At 70.2% G+C, this 25,220-nt stretch carries 22 protein-coding genes and 1 tRNA gene; 10 read left to right on the top strand and 13 right to left on the bottom strand.

The window, feature by feature from the left end; translation table 11 throughout:
• Positions 1-8: 8 nt before the first annotated feature.
• Both nth and ACZ6TB_RS25720 read right to left on the bottom strand, forming a co-directional pair.
• Positions 9-806 (bottom strand): endonuclease III, encoded by a 798-nt coding sequence (nth, locus tag ACZ6TB_RS25725; RefSeq protein ID WP_465557966.1) that lies wholly within the window; start codon positions 804-806, stop codon positions 9-11.
• Positions 807-847: 41 nt separating this feature from the next.
• Complete coding sequence (locus ACZ6TB_RS25720; RefSeq protein ID WP_465557765.1) at positions 848-2,035, bottom strand: CapA family protein; 1,188 nt, start codon at positions 2,033-2,035, stop codon at positions 848-850.
• A 206-nt stretch (positions 2,036-2,241) separates the two neighbouring features.
• Here ACZ6TB_RS25720 and ACZ6TB_RS25715 point away from each other — a divergent pair, with 206 nt between their 5' ends.
• The 3 genes from ACZ6TB_RS25715 (at position 2,242) to ACZ6TB_RS25705 (ending at position 6,481) form a co-directional block, all read left to right on the top strand.
• Entirely contained in the window at positions 2,242-2,919 is a 678-nt protein-coding gene (locus ACZ6TB_RS25715) for a Crp/Fnr family transcriptional regulator (protein WP_020515203.1), read from the top strand.
• A gap of 218 nt (positions 2,920-3,137) precedes the next feature.
• Positions 3,138-4,478 (top strand): carboxyl transferase domain-containing protein, encoded by a 1,341-nt coding sequence (locus tag ACZ6TB_RS25710; protein WP_465557763.1) that lies wholly within the window; start codon positions 3,138-3,140, stop codon positions 4,476-4,478.
• Complete coding sequence (locus ACZ6TB_RS25705) at positions 4,475-6,481, top strand: acetyl/propionyl/methylcrotonyl-CoA carboxylase subunit alpha (RefSeq protein ID WP_465557761.1); 2,007 nt, start codon at positions 4,475-4,477, stop codon at positions 6,479-6,481. Before ACZ6TB_RS25710 ends, ACZ6TB_RS25705 begins: the two co-directional genes overlap by 4 nt.
• Here ACZ6TB_RS25705 and ACZ6TB_RS25700 read toward each other — a convergent pair.
• The 5 genes from ACZ6TB_RS25700 to ACZ6TB_RS25680 form a co-directional block, all read right to left on the bottom strand.
• Positions 6,458-7,408: a serine/threonine-protein kinase gene (locus ACZ6TB_RS25700; RefSeq protein ID WP_465557759.1), complete on the bottom strand. Its 951-nt coding sequence runs from the start codon at positions 7,406-7,408 to the stop codon at positions 6,458-6,460. The genes ACZ6TB_RS25705 and ACZ6TB_RS25700 overlap by 24 nt on opposite strands.
• A gap of 31 nt (positions 7,409-7,439) precedes the next feature.
• Entirely contained in the window at positions 7,440-11,138 is a 3,699-nt protein-coding gene (locus tag ACZ6TB_RS25695; RefSeq protein WP_465557757.1) for an adenylate/guanylate cyclase domain-containing protein, read from the bottom strand.
• The gene (locus ACZ6TB_RS25690) at positions 11,135-11,932 is read right to left on the bottom strand and encodes an MBL fold metallo-hydrolase (RefSeq protein WP_465557755.1); all 798 of its coding nucleotides are present in this window, start codon (positions 11,930-11,932) and stop codon (positions 11,135-11,137) included. Before ACZ6TB_RS25690 ends, ACZ6TB_RS25695 begins: the two co-directional genes overlap by 4 nt.
• Positions 11,933-12,020: 88 nt before the next feature.
• Entirely contained in the window at positions 12,021-12,506 is a 486-nt protein-coding gene (locus ACZ6TB_RS25685; RefSeq protein WP_465557753.1) for a RidA family protein, read from the bottom strand.
• On the bottom strand, positions 12,503-12,658 hold the full coding sequence (locus ACZ6TB_RS25680) for a DUF4177 domain-containing protein (RefSeq protein WP_157437327.1): 156 nt from the start codon (positions 12,656-12,658) through the stop codon (positions 12,503-12,505). Before ACZ6TB_RS25680 ends, ACZ6TB_RS25685 begins: the two co-directional genes overlap by 4 nt.
• A gap of 109 nt (positions 12,659-12,767) precedes the next feature.
• Here ACZ6TB_RS25680 and ACZ6TB_RS25675 point away from each other — a divergent pair, with 109 nt between their 5' ends.
• From ACZ6TB_RS25675 to bagB, 3 genes are read left to right on the top strand one after another with little or no spacing between them, the layout of a single operon-like run.
• A complete protein-coding gene (locus ACZ6TB_RS25675; RefSeq protein WP_465557750.1) occupies positions 12,768-13,634 on the top strand; it encodes an Rv0361 family membrane protein in 867 nt (288 codons plus the stop codon).
• Positions 13,635-13,656: 22 nt separating this feature from the next.
• Positions 13,657-14,610 (top strand): ATPase BagA, encoded by a 954-nt coding sequence (gene bagA / locus ACZ6TB_RS25670; RefSeq protein WP_465557748.1) that lies wholly within the window; start codon positions 13,657-13,659, stop codon positions 14,608-14,610.
• A 19-nt stretch (positions 14,611-14,629) separates the two neighbouring features.
• Positions 14,630-15,751, top strand: coding sequence for an ATPase BagB (bagB, locus tag ACZ6TB_RS25665; protein WP_465557746.1), 1,122 nt, complete (start codon positions 14,630-14,632; stop codon positions 15,749-15,751).
• A 25-nt stretch (positions 15,752-15,776) separates the two neighbouring features.
• Here bagB and ACZ6TB_RS25660 read toward each other — a convergent pair whose 3' ends face one another.
• Positions 15,777-16,079, bottom strand: a complete 303-nt coding sequence (locus ACZ6TB_RS25660; protein ID WP_465557744.1) for a WhiB family transcriptional regulator — start codon at positions 16,077-16,079, stop codon at positions 15,777-15,779.
• A gap of 321 nt (positions 16,080-16,400) precedes the next feature.
• Here ACZ6TB_RS25660 and ACZ6TB_RS25655 point away from each other — a divergent pair, with 321 nt between their 5' ends.
• Together ACZ6TB_RS25655 and ACZ6TB_RS25650 are read left to right on the top strand one after the other, a co-directional pair.
• Positions 16,401-18,821, top strand: coding sequence for a transglycosylase domain-containing protein (locus tag ACZ6TB_RS25655; protein WP_465557964.1), 2,421 nt, complete (start codon positions 16,401-16,403; stop codon positions 18,819-18,821).
• A gap of 114 nt (positions 18,822-18,935) precedes the next feature.
• Positions 18,936-20,045, top strand: a complete 1,110-nt coding sequence (locus ACZ6TB_RS25650) for an MrcB family domain-containing protein (protein WP_465557742.1) — start codon at positions 18,936-18,938, stop codon at positions 20,043-20,045.
• A 190-nt stretch (positions 20,046-20,235) separates the two neighbouring features.
• On the opposite strand, the gene ACZ6TB_RS25645 is transcribed toward ACZ6TB_RS25650, so the two are convergent.
• The gene (locus ACZ6TB_RS25645) at positions 20,236-20,991 is read right to left on the bottom strand and encodes an ankyrin repeat domain-containing protein (RefSeq protein ID WP_465557740.1); all 756 of its coding nucleotides are present in this window, start codon (positions 20,989-20,991) and stop codon (positions 20,236-20,238) included.
• Positions 20,992-21,050: 59 nt separating this feature from the next.
• Entirely contained in the window at positions 21,051-21,473 is a 423-nt protein-coding gene (locus tag ACZ6TB_RS25640) for a hypothetical protein (RefSeq protein ID WP_465557739.1), read from the bottom strand.
• A 196-nt stretch (positions 21,474-21,669) separates the two neighbouring features.
• On the opposite strand from ACZ6TB_RS25640, the gene fdhA reads away from it, so the two are divergent.
• Positions 21,670-22,908: a formaldehyde dehydrogenase, glutathione-independent gene (gene fdhA, locus ACZ6TB_RS25635; RefSeq protein WP_465557737.1), complete on the top strand. Its 1,239-nt coding sequence runs from the start codon at positions 21,670-21,672 to the stop codon at positions 22,906-22,908.
• 348 nt (positions 22,909-23,256) lie between these two features.
• Here the strand turns inward: fdhA and ACZ6TB_RS25630 are convergent.
• Both ACZ6TB_RS25630 and ACZ6TB_RS25625 read right to left on the bottom strand, forming a co-directional pair.
• Positions 23,257-23,333, bottom strand: a tRNA-Pro gene (locus tag ACZ6TB_RS25630).
• Between the two features lie 72 nt (positions 23,334-23,405).
• On the bottom strand, positions 23,406-24,302 hold the full coding sequence (locus ACZ6TB_RS25625; RefSeq protein WP_465557735.1) for a metallophosphoesterase: 897 nt from the start codon (positions 24,300-24,302) through the stop codon (positions 23,406-23,408).
• Between the two features lie 25 nt (positions 24,303-24,327).
• Here ACZ6TB_RS25625 and ACZ6TB_RS25620 point away from each other — a divergent pair, with 25 nt between their 5' ends.
• Complete coding sequence (locus ACZ6TB_RS25620; protein WP_465557733.1) at positions 24,328-24,783, top strand: GatB/YqeY domain-containing protein; 456 nt, start codon at positions 24,328-24,330, stop codon at positions 24,781-24,783.
• Positions 24,784-24,856: 73 nt separating this feature from the next.
• Here the strand turns inward: ACZ6TB_RS25620 and ACZ6TB_RS25615 are convergent, their stop codons facing one another.
• Entirely contained in the window at positions 24,857-25,153 is a 297-nt protein-coding gene (locus tag ACZ6TB_RS25615) for a hypothetical protein (RefSeq protein ID WP_465557732.1), read from the bottom strand.
• Positions 25,154-25,220: the final 67 nt, after the last annotated feature.

Genomic DNA, 25,220 nt, shown 5'->3' with positions numbered 1-25,220 from the left:
CCTCGACCTCACGGCGCCTCCGGCGCGGTGATGGCGGCCGCCGGCACCAAATCGGGGTCGACCCCGGCGGCGATCGCCAGCTCGCGGGCGCGCGGGCCCTTGAGCAGCTTGGCCGCGGCGGCCGCCTCGGTCGGGCCGGTGCCGTAGGACGGGCACATCGTGGCCAGCGTGCAGGCGCCACAGGCCGGCTTGCGGGCGTGGCAGACCCGGCGGCCGTGGAAGATCACGCGGTGCGACAGCATCGTCCAGTCGCGCTTCTCGATCAGCTCGGCGACCTGAAACTCGATCTTGACCGGGTCTTCCTCCTGCACCCAGCCGAAACGGTTGGTCAGGCGGCGGAAGTGGGTGTCGACGGTGATGCCGGGGACGTCGAACGCGTTGCCGAGGATGACGTTGGCCGTCTTGCGCCCGATGCCGGGCAGCGCCACCAACTCGTCCAGCTTTGCCGGCAGCACGCCGTCGTGCTTCTCCACGAGCGCCTGGCCCAGCTTCATCAACGAGTCGGTCTTGGCCCGGAAGAAGCCGGTCGGGCGCAGCAGCTCCTCGAGCTCGCCGCGATCGGCGCCGGCGTAGTCGGCCGCCGTCACGTACCTCTTGAAGAGAGTCGGCGTCACCAGGTTGACCCGCACGTCGGTGGTCTGCGCGGAGAGGATCGTCGCGACCGCAAGCTCGAGCGGCGTCGTGAAGTCGAGCTCGCAGTGCGCGTCGGGATGAGTCTCGGCCAGAACCTTGGCCATCTTGCGGGCACGTCGCTTGCGCCCGATCGGCGTCTCGCCCGCGAATCGCTTGCCCGATCGCACCACCAGAGTCACCGGTAAAGAGTACGTCGTGGGTACGACAGGATCGGTTACGCCGGCTCCCCGATCGATCCGTCCTTCCCGATCGTTGCCGCCGTGGCCCCGAAATCCGCCGTGCTGAGCTGAGACACGAGGCGGCGGCCCGTCTCCTGCCCGGTGTCGCGGGTCGGGAGGCCGACCGAGCTCATGTACGTCGAAAGGAACTTCCCGCCCGCGTACGTGCCCTCCTTGGTGAGGCGCACCCGCAGGATGCCGCCGTACTTGAGCGCCCCCTGACTGGAGAGCGTCTTGCCGCCGCCGGCGAAGTTCCCGAGGCTGTACGCGATGAGCTTGCCCTGATAGAACTCCATGCCCCGCAGGACGTGCGGGCTGTGTCCCACGACCAGATCGGCCCCGGCGTCGATCACCGCGTGGCTGAACTTGATCGGGTCGCCCCGGTTCTCCCCGTAGAAGATCTCGCTGCCCGGCTTCACGTGCTGCATCGCCGCGCCCTCGGCGCCCATGTGCACCTGCACCACGACGAGGTCGGCCTGCTTCTTCGCCTCCTGGATCACCTCGCGCGAGTGGTCGAGGTCGTTCAGGTTGTTGGCCCCCGAGTAACCGGAGAAGCCCACCACCGCGACCTTGATCCCCTTGACCTCGACGACGGTGATCTCGTCCTCGTTGCCGGTGTACTTCAGCCCCGCGTCGTCCAGCGCCGCCCGCGTGTTCCTCGCCCCCGCCACGCCGAAGTCCCGGGTGTGGTTGTTGGCCAGGTTCATCAGCTGGAACCCGGCGTCCTTGAGGTGCGCCGCGTAGGACGGCGGCGACCGGAAGGCGAAGCAGTTCGTCGACGGCGGCTTGCCGCACTTGGAGGCGCCGGTGTCGTCGGTCAGCGGCTGTTCGAGATTGCCCATGACGAGATCGGACTTCAGGTCGTCGCGCACCGAGTCGAAGAAGCCGTCGCCGTCGTTCGGCGGCATGCGGTTCGGGGCGTTGCTCATCATGATGTCGCCGGTGGCCGAGAGTGTGATCGTGGGCACGCCGGAGGAGGCAGCGGCGGACGAGGCGGCAGCGGAAGAGGCAGCGGGAAGAGCGCGTGCCGAAGGCTCGCGCCACTGCGCCGCCGGAGCCGAGCGTCGACTGGCGAAGGCAATGCTGCCGGCGCCGACGCCGGCCAGGACCGCCAGGACAATCGTGATAGTAAGGACAGGCCGCCCGAAAAGCCCAGGGCTTTGCCGCGAGGGGTGGGAATTCATCGACGGCGACGATACCTTCGGGTAGCGACGCGGAGGACCCGTCGAATGGCTTGTTGTCGCCCTCCTCCGGGCGACGAAAAACACGGCCCGTCACGGTCGAGTTGGTTACCCTGCGGTATCTAGATCAAGGGGTGCCTGCCCGATTCCCGCCCGCGTGCGCCTAGACTGATCGAGCGCAGGCGTTGCGCGTGTTCGGAGGTGCGCAGATGGATGAGGTGCTGGCGCGGAGCGGGATCTTCCAGGGCGTTGACCCGGAGGCCGCCGAGGCGCTCGCCAAGGAGATGGACACGGTCGAGGTCCGCAAGGGCGACGTCCTGTTCAACGAGGGCGAGGCCGGTGACAGCCTGTACATCGTGCTGTCCGGCAAGATCAAGCTTGGTCGCCGTGCCGCCGACGGCCGGCAGAACCTCGTCTCGATCATGGGTCCGTCCGACATGGTCGGCGAGCTCTCCCTCTTCGACCCCGGCCCGCGCACGGCGACCGCGACCGCGGTGACCGACGCCCGGCTCGCCCGGCTCAAGAAGACCTCGCTGCGCCCGTGGCTCAACAACCGCCCCGAGATCGCCGAGCAGCTGCTCCGCGTGCTCGCGCGCCGGCTCCGCCGCACGAACGACGCGCTGGCCGACCTGATCTTCACCGACGTGCCCGGCCGCGTGGCGAAAAACCTGCTGCAGATGGCCGGCCGCTTCGGCACCCGCGACGGCGGTGTGTTGCGCGTCACGCACGACCTCACCCAGGAAGAGCTGGCCCAGCTCGTCGGCGCCTCGCGCGAGACGGTGAACAAGGCGCTGGCCGACTTCGCCTCGCGTGCCTGGCTGCGGCTGGACGGCAAGAGCGTGATCATCCTGGACCCCGAGCGGCTCGCCCGCCGGGCCCGCGTCTGACCCAGATCTCCTGAGGCCGGGCACCGTTAACGGTGCCCGGCCTCTGTCGTCCCGGAAATAGCTGTAAAACCCCCGAAAAGGCTACAAATCCGCCGCTTTCCGATCCGTGTCGCACCCGCTTGGCCGCTCGTTACGGAGGTGGTCGAGAGGCACCGGCGATACGGAGAGGGCGCGGCTTTGAACATGGCTGGGGGCGTACAGCGCAACGGGGTCCCGACATGACCGTGCTCGACACGGCGATCGACCCGCGCACCCCTGCCTACCTGGAGAGCCGCGGCGTCGTCCTGGAGCGGCTCGCCCGGCTGGAGGCGGCGCTGGACGAGGCGCGGGCCGGCGGCGGCGAGAAGGCGGTGACCCGGCACCACGCCCGGGGCAAGCTGCTGCCCCGGGAACGCGTCGAGATGCTGCTCGACCAGGACGGCCCGTTCCTCGAGCTGTCCCCGGTCACGGCCTGCGGCACCGAGTTCCCGGTCGGCTGCGGCGTGGTCACCGGCATCGGCGTGGTCGAGGGCGTCGAGTGCGTGGTCATCGCGACCGATCCGACCGTGGAACGCAACCCGCTCGACCCGTACCCCCTGGAAAAGATCCGCCGTGCCGCCCGGATCGCCGCGGCCAACCGCCTGCCGCTGGTCAACCTCGTGGAATCGGCCGGCGAGGCCACCGCGGGCGGACCGCCACCGGCCGGCGGCCTGGCCCGCGACCTCGGCCGGCTCGCCATCGAGCGGGTGCCCACGGTCTGCGTCGTCTTCGGTCCCACCCGGGGCGACGACGCCTACCTCCCCCAGCTCTCCGACTACACGATCATGGTGCGCGGGCACGCCAAGATGCTCACCATCCACCCGCAGCCGGTCAACGGCAGCGCCAAGGGCCCCAAGGTCCGCAGCGCGCCCACCGTCCCGGCCGGGGTCACCGGGCCCGCCGACCAGCTGGCCGAGGACGAGCGGGACGGGCTGCGCCTGGCCCGGCAGAGCATCCGCCGGCTGAACTGGCGCAAGCGCGGCCCGCTCCCCCGGACGTTCCCCCCGAACCCGCCCAAGTACGACGCCGAGGACCTGTTGTCCCTCACCACAACGGAGGACCCCCGCGAGATCCTCGCCCGGATCCTCGACGGCAGCGACTTCGACGAGTTCAAGCCCGGCTACGGTCCCGCGCTCGTGGCCGGCTGGGGCGAGCTGCACGGCTACCCGGTCGCCGTCCTGGCCGGAACCGGCGCGGCGCACACCCCGGCCGAGACGCAGAAGGCCGTCCACCTCATCCAGCTCGCCAACGCGACCGACACCGCGCTGCTGTTCGTGGCCGCGCGGTTCGGCCCGCCCGAGATCGAGGCGCTGGCCATGTCCACGGTGCCGCATCTGGCCCTGGGCACCGGCCGCGCCGGCGACCCCCGCTTCGTGTTCAGCTGGCCGGCCGACGAGCCGGCCGGCGGTGATGACGACGGTGTCATCGACCCCCGCGACACTCGTACCGTCCTCGGTCTCTGCCTCTCCGCCACGCACAGCGCGGTCGTCGAGGGCGCCGGGCACGTCGGCGTGTTCCGTACCGGAAAGGTAGACCTGTGATCCGACGTCTTCTGGTGGCAGACCGTGGGGAGATCGCCCGCCGGGTGTTCGCCACCTGCCGCCTGGTCGGCATCGAGACGGTCGCCGTCTACTCCGACGCCGATTCCGACGCGCCGCACGTCGCCGAGGCGGACTATGCCGTACGCCTCGACGGCGGAACGGCCTCAGCGGCCTATCTGCGCGGCGACCTGATCATCACCGCCGCCCAGCGCACCGGCGCGAACGCGATCCACCCCGGCTGCGGCCTGCTCGCCGAGGACCCGGACTTCGCGGCCGCGGTCGCCGACGCCGGCATGATCTGGGTCGGCGCGCCGGCCAAGACGCTCGGCACGCTGCGCAGCAAGCGGGAGACGAAGGAGCTGGTGGCCGAGGCCCGGGTGCCGGTGCTGCCGACCTTCACCGATCCGTCCAAGGTGTCCGGTTACCCGGTGCTGATCAAGCCGGACGCGGGATCGGGCGGCGCCGGCATGCGGGTGGTCCGGGACGCGTCGACGCTGGCCGAGGCGATCGCCTCGACGCGGCGCGAGGTCGGCTCCGACGTCTTCTGCGAGCCGTACGTCGAGGACGTGCGCCACATCGAGATCCCGATCCTGGCCGACGAGCACGGCGCGGTCGTGCCGTTCGGCGAGCGCGAGTGCTCGGTGCAGCGGCGCTACCAGCAGATCATCGAGGAGACCCCGTCCCCGGCGGTGGATCCCGGACTGCGCGAGGAGCTGTGCCGGGCGGCGATCGTGGCGGTCCGGGCGATCGGCTACGTGGGCGCCGGCGCGGTCGAGTTCCTGCTCGACCCCGAGGGCGACTTCTGGTTCCTCGAGCTGACCCCGACGCTGCAGGCCGAGCACGCCGTCACCGAGTGCGTCTCCGGCTACGACCTGGTGCGGCTCCAACTGCTGGTGGCCGAGGGCGGCATGCTGCCGATGCCGGGACCACCGCCGATCCGCGGGCACGCGATCGAGGTCCGCATCTGCGCGGAGGATCCGGCGTACGCCTGGTTGCCCGCCAGCGGCACGCTGCACCGTTTCGCCGTGCCCGACGTGGCCGGCGCGTTCCGCCCGCTGCCCCAGCCCGGCCTGCGTCTGGACGCCGGGGTGGTGAACGGCTCGGTGATCAGCGCGCATCCCGACCCGACGCTGGCCAAGCTGATCGCCTGGGCGCCGACCCGGCAGGAGGCGGCGCGGATGCTCGCCTCGGCGCTGACCCGCACGCAACTGCACGGCGTGGCAACCAACCGCGACCTTCTCGTACGCGTCCTGCGGCACCACTCGTTCCGCGCCGGTGACCTGGACACCGGGTTTCTCGACCGCCGTCCCGAGGTCTTCGCCCCGCTGCTGTCGGCGGTCGACGCCGTACGCATCTCGTGTCTCGCCGCCGCCCTGGCCGGCGCCGCCGGACGCCGCACCGCCGCCACCGTGCTCGGCTCGATGCCCTCCGGCTGGCGCAACGTCCCCTCCGGATCGCAGACCGCCGTGTACGACGGCCCGGCCGGCCCGGTCGAGGTCGGCTACCGGATGAACCGGCACGGCGAGCTCGCCGGCTGGTGGGTGCGCGCGGTCGACCCCGAGGAGCTCGACCTGGCCGGCCTCGGTCAGGCGCCGGTCGTGGACGACCACCCGGAGACGGTGGTGGTGGCGGCCGGCGACGAGCGGGTGGTGCTCGACGTCAACGGCATCCGGCTGACCTTCAACGTGCACCGGGTCGGCGAGGTCTCCTACGTGGACAGTCCCGAGGGATCGGTGGCGCTGCGCGAGCTCTCCCGCTTCCCGCTGCCCGCGCCGGAGGCGGCCGAGGGCTCGCTGATCGCCCCGCTGCCGGGTGCGGTCCGCCGGGTGCTGGTGGTGCCCGGTCAGCGGGTGCGGGCCGGCGAGCTGCTGCTCACCCTGGAGGCGATGAAGCTCGAGCACCCGGTGCACGCGCCGAGCGCGGGCGTGGTGGCGTCGCTGCCGGTGCATCCCGGCGCCGAAGTGGACACCGGCGAGCTGCTAGCGGTCCTGGATCCCGAGTAGCCCGAACAGCCACTTCTTCTTGGGCGGCTTGATCTGAGCCCGTACGGTCGGCGTGTCGTCGCCCGCCGACCAGCGCGGCGGCGGGACCGGCGGGCCGCCCGCCCGCAGGTCCAATGTGGTCAGCAGCTCGTGCAGCTGGGCCGCGGTGGGCCGGGACGCCGGGTCGTTGGCCATGCCGTAGCGCAGCAGCTGGGTCAGCTCGCGCGGCACCCCGGGCAGGTCGGGGATGGGCTGGTGGAACAGGTCCATCAGGGTGATCAGGCTGGGGTTGCGCTCGCCGTCCCACCGCGGCGGCCGGCCGCGCATCACCGCGTACAGCGTGGCGCAGAGCGCGTAGACGTCGACCGCGCCGGACGGGTTGTCGTGCCGGAACATCTCGGGCGGCGCGTAGGCCGGCGTGAGCACCTCGAGGGTCACCGACGAGTCGCGCATCTCGCCGAGCACGGCCAGGCCGAAGTCGGCGAGCACGGCCGAGTTGAACTGCGAGTAGAGGATGTTGGCCGGCTTCACGTCGCGGTGCAGCACGCCGTTGGCGTGCGAGTGCACGAGCGCATCGGCGATCTTGATGCCGAGGTCGCGCGTCTCGGCGGCGTTGAGCGGCCGTACCCGCATCCGGTCCAGATAGGAGCCATCGCAGAGTTCCATGATCAGGTATGGGTGCTGGTCGACCGTGACGCCGACGTCGAAGAGATCGACCACGTGCGGGTGTGACGACATGCGGCCGGCGGCCCGGGCCTCGCGCAGGAACCGGGCCTGGTCACGGTTGCTCTCGAGGCGACGGTTCTCGACCTTGATGGCGACCTCACGGCCGACCGAGTCCTGCATGGCGCGATAGACGGTGGCGTATCCCCCACGGGCCATGACCGACAAACCGGACATGCCCGGCACGTACGGCACGGGTAGCGATCCCGGCGGGGTCTCCGTCATGCCACAGAACTTACGCCAGGTGCGGCGAACGTCATCCCGGCACGTCGGACGCGTACGCGACAGTTTCCGGCGGGGACGACTCGACCGGCTCGGCGGCCAGGGCCGCGCGCAACTCCTCGGCCGCGACGCGCTCACTGGCCTGCTCGGTCGAGTATGCGAGCAGGACCGCTTCCTCGGCCGCCTGCCGCGACTCCTCGCAGCGGTCGGCGGCGGCGAGCACCCGGGCGTACGTCATCGCGGCCAGCACGCCGCTGCGAACATCCTCGCTGGTGGCGGCCCGGGCGCGCTCGATCCAGGTCATCGCCGAGTCGACCCGGCCGTCGGCGAGCAGCGCGGACGCGTACGACGCCAGGGCGTGCCGCCGCGAGAACAGCAGCGAGGGCGACCCGGTGTCGCTCGCGATCGGCGCCAGCAGCCCGATCGCCGTGGCCGCGTCGCCCGCCCGCAGCCGCGCCTCGGCCAGCAGCACCCGGGGCCCGACCTGGGCCGGCGCCAGCGGATTGTGCGGCTCGACCGCGATCATCACCCGGCGGGCGTCGGCCTCGGCCCGGGTCAGGTCGCCGCGGTGCAGGTCGACGAAACCGCGCATGGTGCCGGCCATGCCCAGCAGCAGCGGGTGGCCGGTGCGGTCGGCGTACCCGAGGGCGTCGGTCAGCAGGTCGAAAGCATGGTCGAACTCGCCGAGGCCGCGAGCGATCGCGCCGCGTACGACCAGGGCCAGCCCTCGCCCCCAGTCGTCGCCGACCGCGTTGAAGTCCCGGAAGGCCCGGCGCGCCTCGCCGTCCGCCTCGCCCAGCTCGCCGAGCTCGCTCGCCGCGTACGCCTCGACGGCTCGCAGCGTGCCGACCGCCCAGGCCTCGCCCACCCGGTCGCCGAACGGCAGGAACACCCGGGCCAGCCGGCGCGACTCCTGCAGGCGCCCGGCCAGCAGGCGGGCGAACGCGGTGGTGCCGCGCAGCCAGGAACGGCCCACCGGATCGCCCAGCTCGGCGAACAGCCGCGCCGCCCGGCCGAGCACCGCGTCCGTACCGGCGAAATCGCCCCGCGTCGTGGTCACCCAGGCCAGGTTTTGCAGAGCCCAGGCCTGGCCGTGCCGATCGCCGGCCGCGAGCGTGACCTGGTAGGCCGCCGCGAACCGGCTGCTCGCCTGGCTCAGCCGGCCGGCCAGGAAGTCGGCCATGCCGAGCCGGCGCATCGCGTTCGCCCGCTCCGGCAGCAGCTCGGCCTCGGTCGCCACGTCGAGCGCCTCTTGCCAGGCCGCGACCGCCCGGCCGGCGTCGCCCAGCGCCTCGTGCGCCCGGCCCACCACGAGCAGCGCCTCGGCCCGGCACACCGGCTCGTCGGCCGAGCCCTTGGAGATCTTCTCGCCGTACGCGAGCGCCTCCTCGGCCCGGCCCAGGCGCAGCAGCGCGCGGGCGTGCACGAGCTGGTCGGGCAGCGGCAGCGCGTCGTGCGACAGGGACGTGGCCCGTTCCGCGTACTCGATGGAGGCGGCCGGCTCGATGTTCGCCAGCGCCCGCCGGGCCATCCGGCCCAGCGCCGCCACGCCGAGCGGCGCGACGTCCCGCACCGACGCCTCCGGCCGCAGCCGCACCTGGTCGGCCAGCTCCACCGTGCACTCGGCGTGGGTCGCCACGAACGCGTCCCGCTCGTTCTCGGTGAGGCTCAGCCGCGAGGCGCCGTCGTAGCCGATCCGGTCGATCGTCTCGGGGGCCGCCCAGTTGGCCAGGTATGCGTGCCGGTCGGCGAGGTCGGCCTTGCCGATGCCGGAGTAGGCCGCCTCGCGCATCAGCGGGGTGGTGAACGCGTAGCCGCCGCGCACCCGGTGCAGCATGCGGCGCTGGAGCAGCTCGTCGATCGAGCGCTCGAGCTCGACCGCGGCCACCGCGCCCGGCCGCGTGTCGCTGGTCGCCCGCCGCTCGCGCAGCGCCTCGATCACGCCGGTCGGCACGGTGTCGCCGACCACCGCCGCGTCCCGCAGGACCGCGCGCGGCTCGGCCGGCAGCGCGTCGATACGCGCCGCGAGCACCGCCGCCAGGTCGCGGGAGAGCAGCTGGCTGCCCAGCGACCCGGCCGCGAGCTGCCACTTGCCGGCCGCGTTCGCCCCGATCGCCGGGGTCAGCGCGCCCCGCTCCATCAGCAGCGTGACCATCTCGGCCAGGTAGAACGGGTTGCCCTGGGCGGTGGCCAGCAGCCGGTCGGTGTCCGGCTGCGGCAGCTTGCCGCCGTTCAGATAGGAGGTGAGCAGCCGGGCCGCGTCGGCGCCGCGCAGCGGGGGCAGCGTGTACACCTCGGCGTCGGCCAGCCGGGTCAGCGCGCCCGCCGTGCGGACCAGCTCGGGACGGCCGAGCAGCAGAACCACGACCGGACCTTCGAGCATCGAGAGCGTACGGCCCAGAGCGTCCACGGTCGACGCGGTCGCATCGTGCAGGTCGTCGACGATGACCACCAGCGGCGCCTCGGCGGCGAGCGCGGAGAGCAGGTCGGCCACGGCCGTCGAGACCGCCTCGGCGTCCTGCCGGGTGGTCGTCGGCTGCCAGTCGGCGGCGGCGGCCGGGCCGACCGGGTTGGCCGGGGCCTCGCCGTAGCCGAGCAGCGCCAGCAGCCGGTCGAGGTCGATCTTGACAGCCTCCCCCCCATCCGACCGCCCCGCCGCCGCCCCTGACCGGACTGAAGACTCGTCTCGATTGAGCCGGTTTGCGAGCTTGCGTAACCGCTCCTCGACCACCGTGCGGCCGACCGTGGACACCACGTCCTTGGGCAGGCCGACCGACTTGCGAACCAGGTCGGCCAGCGGTGCGTAGCGGCGGCGCTCGCCGAACGCGCGGCAGCGCACCCGCAGCACCCGGGCGCCGGTGTGTGCCGCGTACCGGCCGCCGGCGCCGACGTCGTAGCCGGCCGCCAGCCGCTTCACCTCGCCGGCGAAGCGCGACTTGCCAATGCCGGCCTCGGCCGTCATCACCATGACCCGGGACGTGTCCGAGTCGATCGCCTCGGCCAGCCGGCCGGAGACCCGGCCCAGCTCGGTCTCGCGGCCCACGAACGGCGCCTCGTCGCCGAGGCCGGATCGGGTGCCGGGCGCGTCGTGCAGGCCGAGCAGCTCGAACGCGGGAACCGGCTCGCGCTTGCCCTTGAGCCGCAGCGGGCGCAGCTGCCGCCAGGAGGCGACGTGCCGGGTGCCGGCGCTGGTGCGCGAGCCCGCGTAGACGGCGCCGACCGCGGCCGCGTCGGCGAACCGGGCCGCGGTGTTGACCGTGTCGCCGATGACCGTGTACTCGATGCCGGCCTGGATGCCGGCCACCACGTCGCCGGTGTTGACGCCGATACGCAAACCGAGCGGGGCGCCCCCGCCCCGCTCGTCGTCCAGCACGCGGCGGACCGCGCGCTGCATGCTCAACGCGGCACGCACGGCACGCTCGGCATCGTCCTCATGGGCCACCGGGGCGCCGAAGACCGCCATGATTCCGTCGCCGGTCAGCTTGTCGACGTGGCCGCCGAACGTCTTCACGGCGCCGGCCAGCGCGGCCAGCACCCGGTCGGTGACCGCGCCGACCCGCTCGGGGTCGAGGTCTTCCGACCAGGAGGTGAAATCGGACAGGTCACCGAAGAGCACGGTCACGATGCGCCGCTCGGCGGCGGGCAGCGTGGCCGCGGCCGGGAGGGCGGCCCCGCAGTTGTGGCAGAAGCGGGCGCCGGGGATGGCGACGGTTCCACACACCGGACAGGTCACAGCCGATCCAACCCGTCGGCCCTTGTTCCTTGTTCCCGATTTTTGTGACGGAGATAATCCAGCTGCGCCTTGGCCGAGAAGATCGCCGCGAACCGTACGGCTTGGTCAATGTCCGGATATACCCGGTCGACGACCTTTTCCGGGGTGTCGGCGCCCTCACCGAGCGCGGCCTCGACCTGGGCCAGGCGCTCGCGCCGGTGCTCCAGATAGAACTGCGCCATCGCGGCCACGTCGGGCTGGGCCGGGCCGTGGCCGGGGAGCATCGCCACGCCGGGGTGGCTCTTCAGGAGCTCGAGGCTCGCCAGGTAGGCCCCGAGGTCGCCGTCGGGCGCCGCGACGACCGTGCTGCCGCGGCCGAGGATCGTGTCGCCGGTGAACATTGCCCGGTCATTCCCGTGTTCGACGAGAAAACACACCGAATCGGAAGTATGTCCGGGAGTGTCCAATACGTGGACGGTCAGGCCGTCGCTCTTGATCTCGCCGCCGAACGGCCCGCCGTGCTCGGGATCGGCGGCCAGCACCGGCGTGCCGCCGAGGACCCCGGACAGCCGGGCCGCACCCTCGACGTGGTCGTGGTGACCGTGCGTAATCAGGATGGCACGGAACGGCGCCCGGTCGGCGATCGCGCGGAGATGTCCCTCGTCGAGCGGGCCCGGATCGATCACGAAACCGAGCTCCTCGCCCGGCGCCCGCAGGACCCAGGTGTTGGTGCCATCGAGCGTCATCGGCCCCGGGTTGGGCGCGCGGAGCAGCGTCACCCAGCCCGGCAAGCCGTCGAGCACTACTCCCCCCATGCGCGAAATCGTACGTCGCGCACGGGGGTTGAGCCGAGGACCGGATGTGCGATCTCAGCGGCCGCTCAGGTCACGCTCAGCGACCCTTTCAGGCGACCTCGACAATCGCCTCGACCTCGACCGGGGCGCCCAGCGGAAGCTCGGCCACGCCGACCGCGCTGCGGGCGTGCCGGCCCTGCTCGCCGAAGACGTCGCCGAAGAGGTTCGAGGCGCCGTTCACGACCGCCGGCTGCCCGGTGAAGCCCGGCGCCGACGCCACGAAGCCGGTCAGCTTGACGATCTTGACGACCCGGCCGAGGCCGACCAGCGCCTCGACCGCCGCCAGCACGTTCACGGCGCAGGTGCGGGCCAGGTCGGCGGCCTGCTCCGGGGTGACCTCGGCGCCGACCTTGCCGGTCGCCGGCAGCTTGCCGTCGACGAGCGGGAGCTGCCCCGAGACGTACACGTGATTGCCGGTCTGCACGGCCGGAAGATAGGCGGCCAGCGGGGGCACCACCTGCGGCAGCGTGATGCCGAGCTCGGCCAGCTTGGCGTAGGCGTCGACGCCGCCCTCGCCGGCGATCGGCGTCGTCACGACTTCGGCCGCTTCATGTATGCGATCAACTGCTCCGGGTTCGGACCCGGCACGACCTGGACCAGCTCCCAGCCGTCCTCGCCCCAGTTGTCGAGGATCTGCTTGGTCGCGTGGACCAGCAGGGGCACGGTCACGTACTCCCACTTCTGCATCGCCTGCATACTCCCTAATCGTCGGGTACCGGGTCAGCTTAGGGCCCACGCCCGTCCCGGTTTGGCTAGGCTGAGCCCAGGCCTCGTCGGATAGATCATGGAGGGCGCGATGACGCACCCGCAGGGGGGCTGGCCGGGTCATCCGGAGCCCGCGCCGGTGCCGTCGCCCGACCCGGAGCCGCCGCAGCCGATCCCGCCGGAGCCGATCCCGGCGCCGGAGCCGCCGCATTACGCGTACGACTTCATCGACGCCATGCCGGACCTGGCGGCGACCGAGTTCCCGCCGCCGGGCGCGTTCTCCGACGAGGCGCCCACCGCGACCATGCCCGCGATTCCGGCCGAGCACACCCAGGTCATCCCGGCCGCCGTGCCGAGCGGGCCGTGGCACGCCCAGCACGAGGCCCCGGGCGAGTGGCAGACCCAGCCCCCGGAGCACCTGGCCTGGCAGCACTCCCCGCCGGCCGAGATCCAGCCGGAGCCCATTTGGACCGGTCCCCAGCAGCCGTGGCAGGTGCCGCCGGCCGCCGCCCCGGTCAAGAAGCGCGGCGCCCTCTGGGTCTCGCTCGCCCTGGCCGCGACGCTGATGCTGTGCGCGGGTGGCGCCGTCTCGGCCTACTTCCTGCTGCGTGATGCCGACAATCCGGGCTCGCCCGACCCGGCGACCGCGGTCAACCGCTTCCTCACCGCCGTCTACACCCAGCAGGACGCGACCGCCGCCGACGATCTGGTCTGCCGCGAGGCGCGTGACCAGACAAAGCTCACCGACCGGGTCAATGAGATCAAGACGTACTCGGACGGCTATCAGGACCCGGTCTACCGCTGGGACGAGCCGGCCGTGTCCAGCTCGGGCGAGGACCGCGCCGAGGTCTCCGTGCAGGTCACGCTCTCCACCGGGGACGAGAAGACGGCGAAGCAGGACCTCGAGTTCACCGTGATCCGCAAGACCGGCTGGCTGGTCTGCGAGGTGGCCGGCTGATCGCCCGCCGTACCGTGGAGTCATGGGCGAGCACGTCAACAGCAGATGGCCGGCGCGGCTGCACGTCGTGACCGGCAAGGGCGGCACCGGCAAGACCACGGTGGCCGCCGCGCTCGCGCTGGGTCTGGCCGCCGAGGGCAAGCGCACGCTGCTGGTCGAGGTCGAGGGCCGGCAGGGCATCGCGCAGCTCTTCGAGGTCGAGCCGCTGCCGTACAAGGAGTTGCGGATCGCGCAGACCGCCGGCGGCGAGGTGCGGGCGCTCGCGGTCGACCCGGAGGAGGCCCTCCTGGAATACCTCGACATGTTCTACCACCTGGGCGCGGCCGGCCGGGCCCTGCGCAAGGTGGGCGCCATCGACTTCGCCACGACCATCGCGCCGGGCCTGCGTGACGTACTTCTCACCGGCAAGGTGAAGGAGGCGACCACCCGGTCGCACGACGGTCGCCGGGTCTACGACGCCGTCGTGCTCGACGCGCCGCCCACCGGCCGGATCGGCCGGTTCCTCAACGTGACGGCCGAGACCGCGAAGCTCACCAAGGTCGGCCCGATCAAGACGCAGAGCGAGGGCGTCGCGTCGCTGCTGCGCTCGCCGATCACCGCGGTGCACGTGGTGACCCTGCTCGAGGAGATGCCGGTCCAGGAGACGCTGGACGCGATCGCCGAGCTCAAGGCCCTGAACATCTCGCTCGGCCGGATCATCGTGAACGGCGCCCGCCCGGCGCTGCTGACCGGCGGCAAGGTGACCAAGGCCGAGCTCAAGCGCGGCCTCGGCGAGGCCGGCCTGCCGACCGACGCGGCTACGGTGAACGGGCTGGCCGCCGAGGCGAGGGCCTATCTGACCCGGCGCGAGCTGGAGGAGTCGCTGCGGGCCGACCTGGTCGAGGCCGGCCGCCCGACGATCGAGCTCCCGCTGCTGCCCGGCGGCGCCGACCGCGCCGGCCTGGACGAGCTCGCACGCGAACTGATGCGTGCCTGACCGTGATTACTCTGGAGTAGTGGTGGCTGAACCTCTCGACGTCGACCGTCTTCTCGCCGATCCGGCCACCCGGATCGTCGTGTGCTGCGGCGCCGGCGGGGTGGGCAAGACGACCACCGCCGCCGCGCTGGGCCTGCGGGCCGCCGAGGTGCACGGCCGGCGCACCGTGGTGCTGACCATCGACCCCGCCCGCCGGCTGGCCCAGTCGATGGGTCTCAGCGAGCTCGACAACACCCCGCGCCAGGTCAAGGGCATCGACGGCGAGAACGGCGGCGAGCTGCACGCCATGATGCTCGACATGAAGCGCACGTTCGACGAGGTGGTGCAGCAGCACACCACGCCGCAGCGGGCCACCGAGATCTTCGCGAACCCCTTCTATCAGGCCATGAGCTCGACCTTCGCCGGCACCCAGGAGTACATGGCGATGGAGAAGCTGGGTCAGCTGCGGTCCACCGACGAGTGGGATCTCATCGTGGTCGACACGCCGCCGTCGCGCTCGGCCCTCGACTTCCTGGACGCGCCGGCCCGGCTGTCGCGCTTCCTCGACGGCCGGATGCTCCGGCTCCTGCTGGCTCCCGCGCGGTCCGGGAAGAGCATGTTCTCACTGGTCACGGCATCGTTCGGGCTATTTTCCCGTACGGTGCAAAAGGTCCTCGGAGCTCAGCTGCTGACCGACCTGTCGGGGTTCGTCGCCGCGCTCGACTCGATGTTCGGCGGGTTCCGCCAGCGTGCCGACGAGACGTACCGCATCCTGCAGGACCCGCAGACCGCGTTCCTGCTGGTCGCCGCCCCGGAGCGGGACGCCGTGCGGGAGGCCGCCTACTTCGCCGAGCGGCTGGTCGCCGAGCGCATGCCGCTGGCCGGGCTGGTGCTCAACCGGATGCACCGGTCCGACGTCGTGCTGGACGTGGCGAGCAGTGCGGCCGCGGCCGAGGCCCTGCCGCCCGAGCAGCAGATGACCGCCGACGCCCTGCGGATCCACGCCACGCTGATGCGGCAGATCGAGCGCGAGGTGCGGGTGGCGGCCACGCTCACCGACGCGTTCCCGTCGGTGCCGGCCGCCACGGTCACGGCGCAGCCCGCCGACGTTCATGACGTCGACGGGCTGCGGACGATCGGTGCCCTGCTCGCTTCGAGCTGATTCAGCTCGCTCCGAGTTGATTGATTCAGCGGGTGGGCACGAGCACCTTGTCGGCGCTCTTCTCCTTCATCGCGGCCTCGAACATCTTTCGCCAGCTCGCGACGTGCGGGTGGCGGCGCAGCAGCGCCCGCCTCTCCCGTTCGGTCATGCCGCCCCAGACGCCGAACTCGATCCTGTTGTCCAGGGCATCGGCGAGGCATTCGTAGCGAACCGGGCAGCTGCGGCAAATTCTCTTCGCCACGTTCTGCTCGGCGCCCTGCACGAACAGTGCGTCAGGGTCGCCACTCTGACACGCCGCCATGCTGGGCCAATCGCTGATCATCCCCATCTGTACACGTCCCCCCTTGCGTTCACCCCCTGACGTCCGCGCGCTTATGTCCCCCAAGCGGTGCAGACGTCGTGCGATAACTCGCCGGACCATCATGCTCTGTAGTTGGGCGATTACGCAACGTTGTCCCTCAAATACGTACAGCTCGGAAGTACCGGGCACGGGGTTGGGGAACGGTTTGAGGGACGGTTTCGGGAACGGTTTGGGGAACGGGGCAGCGCTCGAGCCGCCGCCGGGGCACAATCAATCTGGGCGAACCGTAACCTTCTCGACGCGCGGTCACTCATTCCCTTCGCGTACCCTGCCCAGGTGACCTCCTGGATGCGCAGACGCGATCACAACATCTTCGCCAACGCGACCTCGTTGCTGGTCTGCGGTCTACTCGCCGGCGTCGTCGTCGCCGCGGCCGCGTTCCCGGCCGCCGCGATGTCGGGGCTGGCCGCCAAGGCCGGCGGCCAGACGTTCGCGAGCCTGCCCAGTGAGCTCAAAGACTTCAGTTCCCCGCAGATCACCCGGATCTACGCGTCCGACAACAAGACGCAGATCTCGCAGTTCTACGACGAGTTCCGCAGCGACGTCCCGCTGAAGGAGATCTCGCCCTACATGCGGGACGCGATCGTCGCCGCCGAAGACCGGAACTTCTACCACCACAACGGCGTCGACCTGAAGGGCGTGGCCCGCGCGTTCGTCAACAACAACAGCGGCAAGTCGCAGCAGGGCGCCTCGACGCTGACCATGCAGTGGGTGCGCATGTCGCTGGCCTACTCGGCGACCAACCCGCAGGAGGTCGTGGACGCGACCAAGGACACGCCGAAGCGCAAGATCACCGAGATGAAGTACGCCGTCCAGGTCGAGAAGGAACTGAGCAAGGACCAGATCCTCGAGCGCTACCTGAATATTGCTCCCTTCGGCAACCAGGCGTACGGGGTCTTCGCCGCCTCCCAGGTCTACTTCAACAAGAAGCCCAAGGACCTGACGATCGCGCAGGCCGGGATGCTGGCCGGCATGGTCAAGGCCCCGACCAGCTTCAACCCCACCACCAAGGAGGGGTACGACCAGATCCTCCAGCGCCGCAACAACTACGTCATCCCCGGCATGGTGCAGATGGGCGCCATCACCCAGGCCGAGGCCGACAAGGCGGTCAAGGAGGCCCTGCCCCGCTCGGTGCGGCCGGTGGGCAACGGCTGCGTCTCGGTCGCCAAGAACGCGTGGGGCTTCTTCTGCGACTACTTCTACCGCTGGTGGATGGGCCGGGAGGAGTTCGGCGAGACCGCGTACGACCGGGAGCGTCGCCTGAAGAGCGGTGGTTACCGGATCACCACGACGCTGGACATCAAGGCGCAGACCGCGGCCCGGGACAACATCTCCGCCGAGATCAAGGACTCGAACAAGAACGCGCTGCTGCTCGCGGCGGTCGAGCCCGGTGACGGCAAGGTCCGCGTGCTCGCCGCCAACCGCAAGTACAAGCTCGACGACCCGGCGCACCCGCAGAACAAGATGTCGTCCGACCCGCGGAAGGCGGCCAAGGGCGCCCGCGGCACGTACCCGAACACGACGAACCCGCTGCTCAGCGGCGGCGGCGACATCACCGGCTACCAGGCCGGCTCGGTGTTCAAGATGTTCACCATGGTCGCGGCCCTGGAGAAGGGCTATCCGCTCGGCTACACGATCAACGCCCCGAAGCAGTACAAGTCGGGGTACATCATCGATTCGAGCAGCCCGTCGGCCTGCAAGGGCACGCACTTCTGGTGTCCCGGCAACGCCGGCGAGGGCGAGGCCGGCGTCTACAACATGTGGACCGGCTTCGGTAACTCGGTGAACACGTACTTCGTACCGCTCGAGGAACGCGTCGGCGCCGAGAACGTGGTGGCCGTGGCCAAGCGGTTCGGCGTGCAGTTCCGGGTCAAGGAGGACGCCGACCTGGCCGCACCCGGCTCGGCCGAGCAGTGGGGCGCGTTCACGCTCGGTGTCTCCGCCTCCACCCCGCTCGACATGGCGAACGCGTACGCGACGCTGGCCGGCGACGGCATGTACTGCGAGCCCACCCCGATCGAGCAGATCACCTCGCAGGCCGGCGAGAAGCTCGACGTCGGCAAGTCCCACTGCATTCGCGCCACCAGCAAGGACGTGGCCCGAGCCGCGCTCGACGCGGCCCGCTGCCCGGTCGGCGACTCGTCCCAGCTCGGCCAGTGTCACGGCACGACGGCCGGCCAGACCCACGGCCAGGTCGGCCACCCGGTCTTCGGCAAGACCGGCACCACCGACCACGACAAGACCGCGGCCCTGATCGCCGGCACGACGTCGCTGGTGGTGGCCGGCTACCTGGTCAACCCCGACTATCAGGACCACTCCGACCGCATGTCGCACCAGATCGTGAACCCCGCGGTCTGGAACACCCTGGGCGACTTCATGGACGGCAAACCCAAGGTCCAGTTCAAGACCCCCGGCAACGAGAAAATCGCGTACGGCGACCAGCGCTCCATCCCCGACGTAACTTGCGACTCCATCGACAGCGCCCGGGGCCGCCTGGAGTCCGCCGGCTTCGACGTCTCGGTCGGCAACGACGTCGACTCTTCTTGCCCCGCCGGCACCGCAGCAGGCACAAACCCAAGCGGCCGCACCATCAAGGGCGGCGTGGTAGTGATCGAGAAGAGCAACGGAAAGAGCGCGCAGCAGCCTGATCCACAGCAGCCGGGCTTGCCCACGCTGCCCACGGTCAAGCCGACAAGACCAAGACGGTGACACAGCGGTCGAGGTCATTGATCTGATCTGTTCGAGGAGTCTGCGGCATAGGCTCGGAGCAAGCCAACCTCTGGCTATGGTGACCGGCACCAATAGGCGCACTGAGGTCGGTGAATGATGCGATTAAGCGAATTTCTCGTCGCAGTCGCGGAGGGCTACGACTACCACGACGGCTTCGAAACTATCCAGCAACGTCTACTTAAACGAGCCCCGGAAGAACTCCGCGACTACGGTCCGGCGGACTTCGTCATCAAGTCCAGCGGCGGCCAAACGAATCTTGGGGCGACTCTCACCCCCTGGATCGGCTTCTTCGACCCGGACGAGTCCACGACCCCGATGGACGGCCTGTACGTCGTTTGGCTCCTGGACGCCACTGGACAGAACTGGACCCTCAGCCTGAACATGGGCACCGAGAAGCGGGCGCGAAGCCTCGCCGATCAAGGTTCAGCGACGAGCACGACGGGATCGAAGGAGTCGAGGCTCCTGAATTCCTTGCGCGCCGAGGTAGTGGCGATCCGTGAGGCTCTTCCCGAGAACATCGTTGACGCGTGGGACAGCGCCATTGATCTGCGTAGCAACGGTACGCGGCAAAGGCGTTACGAAGCCGCCACCATCCTGGCGCAGACTTATCCAGTCAACGGTCTGCCAAACGACTCAGTCCTCAACGCTGACGTTCGCGCCATGTGTGTCGCGCTTCAAGTAGCGACCCAGGTAAAACGGCGCATCGCCGCCTTGAGTCCTGGTGTGATCTCAACGAGCAGTGTCGCCTTCGAAGACGGCGTGGCGCGCGACTTGGTGTTCGACCCGGGCATCGATAGAAACTCGATCGTCAAACTGTCCAAGCAATCGATCGAGCGTTCACCTCGCCACGAGGGAGGACTAAAGCGGTACGGCTTATGGCTCCAAAGCCGAGGCTTTCGGCCAGCGACAAACGTGCATCCTCGTGACTTCATCATTCCTGGTGCGCCCGAGTGGCTCGGCGAATACAAAGTGGTATACGGCAACAACGTCGCTCGTGCCACCCGCGAGGCGCACAGTCAGCTCAAGGAATATCGCCACTTTCTTTATACGGCAAGTAGTCCCGGACTAGTCGCCGTCTTCAGCGATGCAGTGACCGAACCGCGTGTCTCGTGGCTGAACGCGGAAGGAATCGCGGTCGTTTGGGAGCATAATCGACGGTGGCTCGGCTGCGATCGAGCACGAAATGCCGGGCTAGCCGTCTAGAGTCCCGAGCGCGATCGCCGGTTTGTGTCGCCGCCGACCCTCAGGCTCGGCCAATCAGAGCGGCAAGTTTGACTGCCCAGACTCGGCAGTTGGCGCTCGAAACGTCGCGACGTGGGCCGACCCCTTCGAACGGGCCGGCCCGACACGGGCAGCTGCCCTCCGCTCGGCCGGCGCGCTCGTCAATGCTCCGCTAGTCGGTGAAGCCCAGTCCCCGCAGCAGGTCGAGCACCAGCTTGTTGCGGGGGTCGACGACGGCGAGCGGCGTCTTGTTCTCGTTGTTCTCGGCGTTCGGGTTCGCCCCGGCGTCGAGCAGGACCCGGATGCAGTCGGCGCCCTGGTCCAGGGCCAGGGCGTCGTCGATGTAGCGGACCAGGTGGAACATGGCGGTCTCGCCGTTGATGTCGGTGGCGCCCACGTCGGCGCCGTTCTGCACGACTGCGGCGATGACCGCCGGGCGCACGTCGAAGGACGTGCCGAGCCCGGTCACGGCCCACATGAGCGCCGTGCGGTCCTGGTCGTCGCGGTCGTCGATGTGCGCCCCGGCCTGGACCAGTGGGGCAACGTTTGCCGAGGTGTCCAGGCCGCGGTGGAACTGGGTGTCGACCATCCACATCAGCGGCCGCTTGTTCGTGCGGTCGCCGAGGTTGGGGTCGGCGCCGTTGTCGAGCAGCAGCTGGATGGACTCGCCGCCCCGGCCGCTCGCGGCGAGGATCAGGGCGGTCTCGCCCAGGGCGCCTTTCAGGTCGACGGAGGCGCCCGCTGCCAGCAGCACTTGCATGATCTGGATGAAGCTGCGCATCGATGCCGACATCAGGGCGGTCCGGCCGCCGGAGCCTCGCGCGTCGACGTCGGCGCCGGCCTCGAGGGCGGCTTTCACGGCCTCGACGTCGAACGCCTCGACGGCGGCCAGCAGGTCCTCGTCATGAGCAGAGTCGTGAGCAGACATGGGCGCCTCTTTCGCCGAGTCATGACTGCGACCAGCCTGACAGATCCACAAGTCGCCCGCTACGAAAGGGCCTGCCGCAGGAGTTCTATGTCGGAAACGTCCTTCAGGCGCCCGGCGGATTCCTTCCATCGCAGGACCTCGGTAAGCGTCACGAAGCGAATTCCGTCGACGACGTCGGCGCCGTCGATCAGGGCGTCCGTGTCCCAAGAAGGGGACGTCCAGGCGTTGAAGATCTGGATGCGGCCGCCCTCCAACTCGATCATCTCGCCATATCCGGAGGACGGGACCACCGGCGTCCCGAGTTCGAGCGCCCTCGCCCACGCCGGGCCCCGGGCCAGGATGTCGAGGTCGCCGGCGCTGTCCTTGATGCCGTGGGCGACCAGCGGCCCGCTCCCGAAGACCGCGCAGTCGTCGGCCGGCAGCCCGAGCCGCAGCAGCCGCTGGAACAGCGGGTTCATCAGCACGTGAACACCATCAGACACGTCGATGAATGATCACAATAGGTGATCCCGCGGGCACCGTCGGGATATGCGCACAATGCCGGAATCGGCGTGAGCCGCCACAAACTAGTCGTTTTGCTCGGACGTGACGGGTGAAGACTGACGTTCGTGGGCGCCGCGGCCCCGGCCTGACGGGGTGCGCGCGCCGCCAGTTCCCCACGTCTGGACGGAGGCAACGATGCCAGGAAACCGAGCAGTGATGTACCAGGGACCCGGACGCGTCGAGGTCCACGACATCGACTACCCGACGTATGAACTGAAGGACGGGCCGGGCGTCAACAAGGCCAACATCGGCCGCAAGGTCCGGCACGGGGCGATCCTCAAGACGGTCGCCACCAACATCTGCGGCAGCGACCAGCACATGGTGCGCGGGCGGACCACCGCCCCCGAGGGCCTGGTGCTCGGCCACGAGATCACCGGCGAGGTGGTCGAAGTCGGGCCGGACGTCGAGTTCGTCAAGGTCGGCGACGTGTGCTCGGTGCCGTTCAACATCGCCTGCGGGCGGTGCCGCAACTGCAAGGAGGGCAAGACCGGAGTCTGCCTGAACGTGAACCCGGATCGTCCCGGCTCGGCGTACGGCTATGTCGACATGGGCGGCTGGGTCGGCGGCCAGGCTGAGTACGTGCTGGTCCCGTACGCCGACTGGAATTTGCTCCGCTTCCCCGACCGCGACCAAGCGATGGAGAAGATCCTCGACCTGGCCATGCTCACCGACATCTTCCCGACGGGTTACCACGGCTGTGTCAGTGCCGGCGTCACGACGGGTTCGACGGTGTACGTGGCGGGCGCCGGTCCGGTCGGGTTGGCCGCGGCGACCTCGGCGTACCTGCTGGGCGCCTCGGTGGTGATCGTGGGTGACCTGAACGAGGAGCGGTTGGCGCAGGCCCGCAGCTTCGGTTGTGAGACCGTGAATGTCGCCGAGGGTGACCCGGTCGAGCAGGTGCAGCAGATCCTCGGGCCCGACACCCCGGCGATCGGTGAGCCGCTGGTCGACTCGGCGGTGGACGCGGTCGGTTTCGAGGCGCGCGGCCACGGCCAGGACGCGCAGACCGAAATGCCGGCCACGGTGCTCAATTCGCTGATGACGATGACTCGCGCGGGCGGTGCCATCGGCATTCCCGGCCTGTACGTCACCGGCGACCCGGGCGGCGTCGACGAGGCGGCCAAGGTCGGGTCGTTGTCGCTGCGGCTGGGCCTGGGCTGGGCCAAGTCCCACTCGTTCGTGACCGGCCAGTGCCCCGTGATGAAGTACAACCGCAACCTGATGATGGCAATCCTGCACGACCGCGTGCAGATCGCGAAGAACGTCAACGCGACGCCGATCCCGCTGGACCAGGCGCCGCAGGGTTACCAGGATTTCGACCAGGGCGCAGCACGCAAGTACGTGCTCGACCCCCACGGCGTGATCCGTCGCTGACCCAGTGATCCAAGGACGGGACCGGTTCGCGGAATGCGCGGGCCGGTCCCGCACTTCGCCGCCGCCGTCGCGCTCATCCGCTTGGCAAACCACCGGGTGGCCACGGCTCATCGGCTGGTTGAGGCACCGAGCGGGCCCGAGGCTTCCGATTGGCCCGCCGACGCACGCGGCGAGCGCTACGGTCGCGCCGGCCGTTGGTACGGGCGCAAGCGACGGAAACTCCCGGTATCCACCGCCCGATCGCCCGTCTGTGCAGCACCGGGATTGCATCCACCCAGAAGCCTACGACCCCAGACGCAGTTCAGGGCCGATCCGACTGGCGGACCGGCCCTGAACTGGCAAAGCTCTTGGTCGGGGTGGCCGGATTTGAACCGACGGCCTCTTCGTCCCGAACGAAGCGCGCTACCAAGCTGCGCCACACCCCGAGCTGCCTGGAAATACTATCCGACGCCGAGGCCCACGCGAAATCGGTATACCCCAAACCGTAAAACCGCAGGTCAGCGCGGTATCAGGGTGAGGATCGAGGCCTCGGGGCGGCAGGCGAAGCGGATGGGGGCGGTGGGGTGGGTGCCCAGGCCGGCGGAGACGTGCAGCCACGCGTCGGAGTCGGGCCAGCGGTGCAAACCCCTGGCCATGGACTTCGGGAGGTCGCAGTTTGTCGTCAGGGCGCCGTACAGGGGGACGCAGACCTGGCCGCCGTGGGTGTGGCCGGCCAAGAGCAGTTCGAAGCCGTCGGCGGCCATCGGGTTGAGGACTCGGGAGGCGGGGGTGTGCGTCACGCCTATGTGCAGGTCGGCTCCGGGGGAGACCGGGCCTGCCACGGATGGGTAGTCGTCCTGCTCGATGTGCGGGTCGTCGACGCCTACCAGCTCGATCGAGCGGCCGCCGGCCTTGATGATGGTGCGGGCGTTGTTCAGGTCGGACCAGCCCGCGTCGACGAACGCCGCCCTAAGGTCGGCGAAGGGGAGGTCTACGCCCTGGATGTACTCGCGCTCGCCGGGCAGCACGTAGCGCAGCGGGTTGCGCCAGACCGGGCCTCGGTAGTCGTTCGAGCCGAAGACGAAAGCGCCGGGCAGCGACAGGTACGGGTCGAGCGCCCGGAGCACGCCGGGGACCGATGCCGGGTCGGCCATGTTGTCGCCGGTCACCACGACGAAGTCGGGGTCGGTGCCGGCCAGCGCGGCCACCCATTCCTGCTTGCGCCGCTGGTCGGGCATCATGTGCAGGTCCGAGATGTGCAGGATGCGCAGCGGTTCGGCGTCCGGCTCGAGGACGGGCACGTCGAAGCGGCGCAGCGTGAAGAGGTTGCGCTCGATCAGCGAGGAGTAGGCGAAGGTGGCCGCGCCGGCCGCCGCCACACCGGCGGCCAGGGCGATAAGGGGGCGCTTACGCATGACGGCAAGAGTAGTTTCTCCGTCCATGGGAACGTTGAAAGATCGCCTGAACGATGACCTGCACACCGCCATGAAATCCCGCGACGACATGACCACTGCCACGCTGCGGATGACGCTGGCCGCGGTTCGCAACGCCGAGGTGGCCGGCAGCCAGGCGCGCGATCTCTCCGACGACGAGGTGCTGGCCGTGCTCGCCAAGGAGTCGAAGAAGCGTCGCGAGGCGGCCACCGCCTTCGCCGACGCGGGCCGGTCCGAGCAGGCGGCCAAGGAGCGTTCCGAGGGCGAGATCATCGACCGCTACCTGCCGAAGCAGCTCACCGATGAGGAGATCGGCTCGATCGTCTCCGAGGCGCTCGCGGCGGGCGGCTTCAACGGCAAGGCGCAGATGGGCCCGGCCATGAAGGCGGCACAGGCCGCGGTGGCGGGGCGGGCCGAGGGCGGCCGGGTTGCCGCCGAGGTGCGCCGCCAGCTGGGCGTCTAAAGGGCGATGGGCACCAAAAGCGAAGAGCCGTCCACAATTGTGGGCGGCTCCTCTCGTACGGTCGCTGGATGATTTAAAGCGCGAGTTGCGGACGGACCGGAACCGCCGCCACCGCCGGCCCGACGCTGCGTCCCGGCAGCTGTTGCGGCACCGAGTAGGGGCCGAGCATCGACTCGACCGCCGGAGCGATGGCCGGGCGGGCGTCGAGCTGGATGAGGCGGGCGGCCCGGGCCAGGGAGCCGGTCTCGCCGTCGCGGAAGCCCTCTCGGTAGCCCTTCTCGTAGCGCTCGCCGCGACCCAGGGCGCGGCCGAGCGCAAAACAGGAGGATCCGGCGAGTGCCAGGAGGAAGAACAATGCGAAGGGTGTCACGGAATGTTCCTTCCGAGTAATTAGCACCAATTAGGCGAAAAGTACCCCAAAAGGATCTTCCATGTTG

It is taken from the genome of Actinoplanes sp. NPDC051537 (genome assembly GCF_055586105.1).
This window is presented reverse-complemented; position numbering and strand designations above follow the sequence as displayed.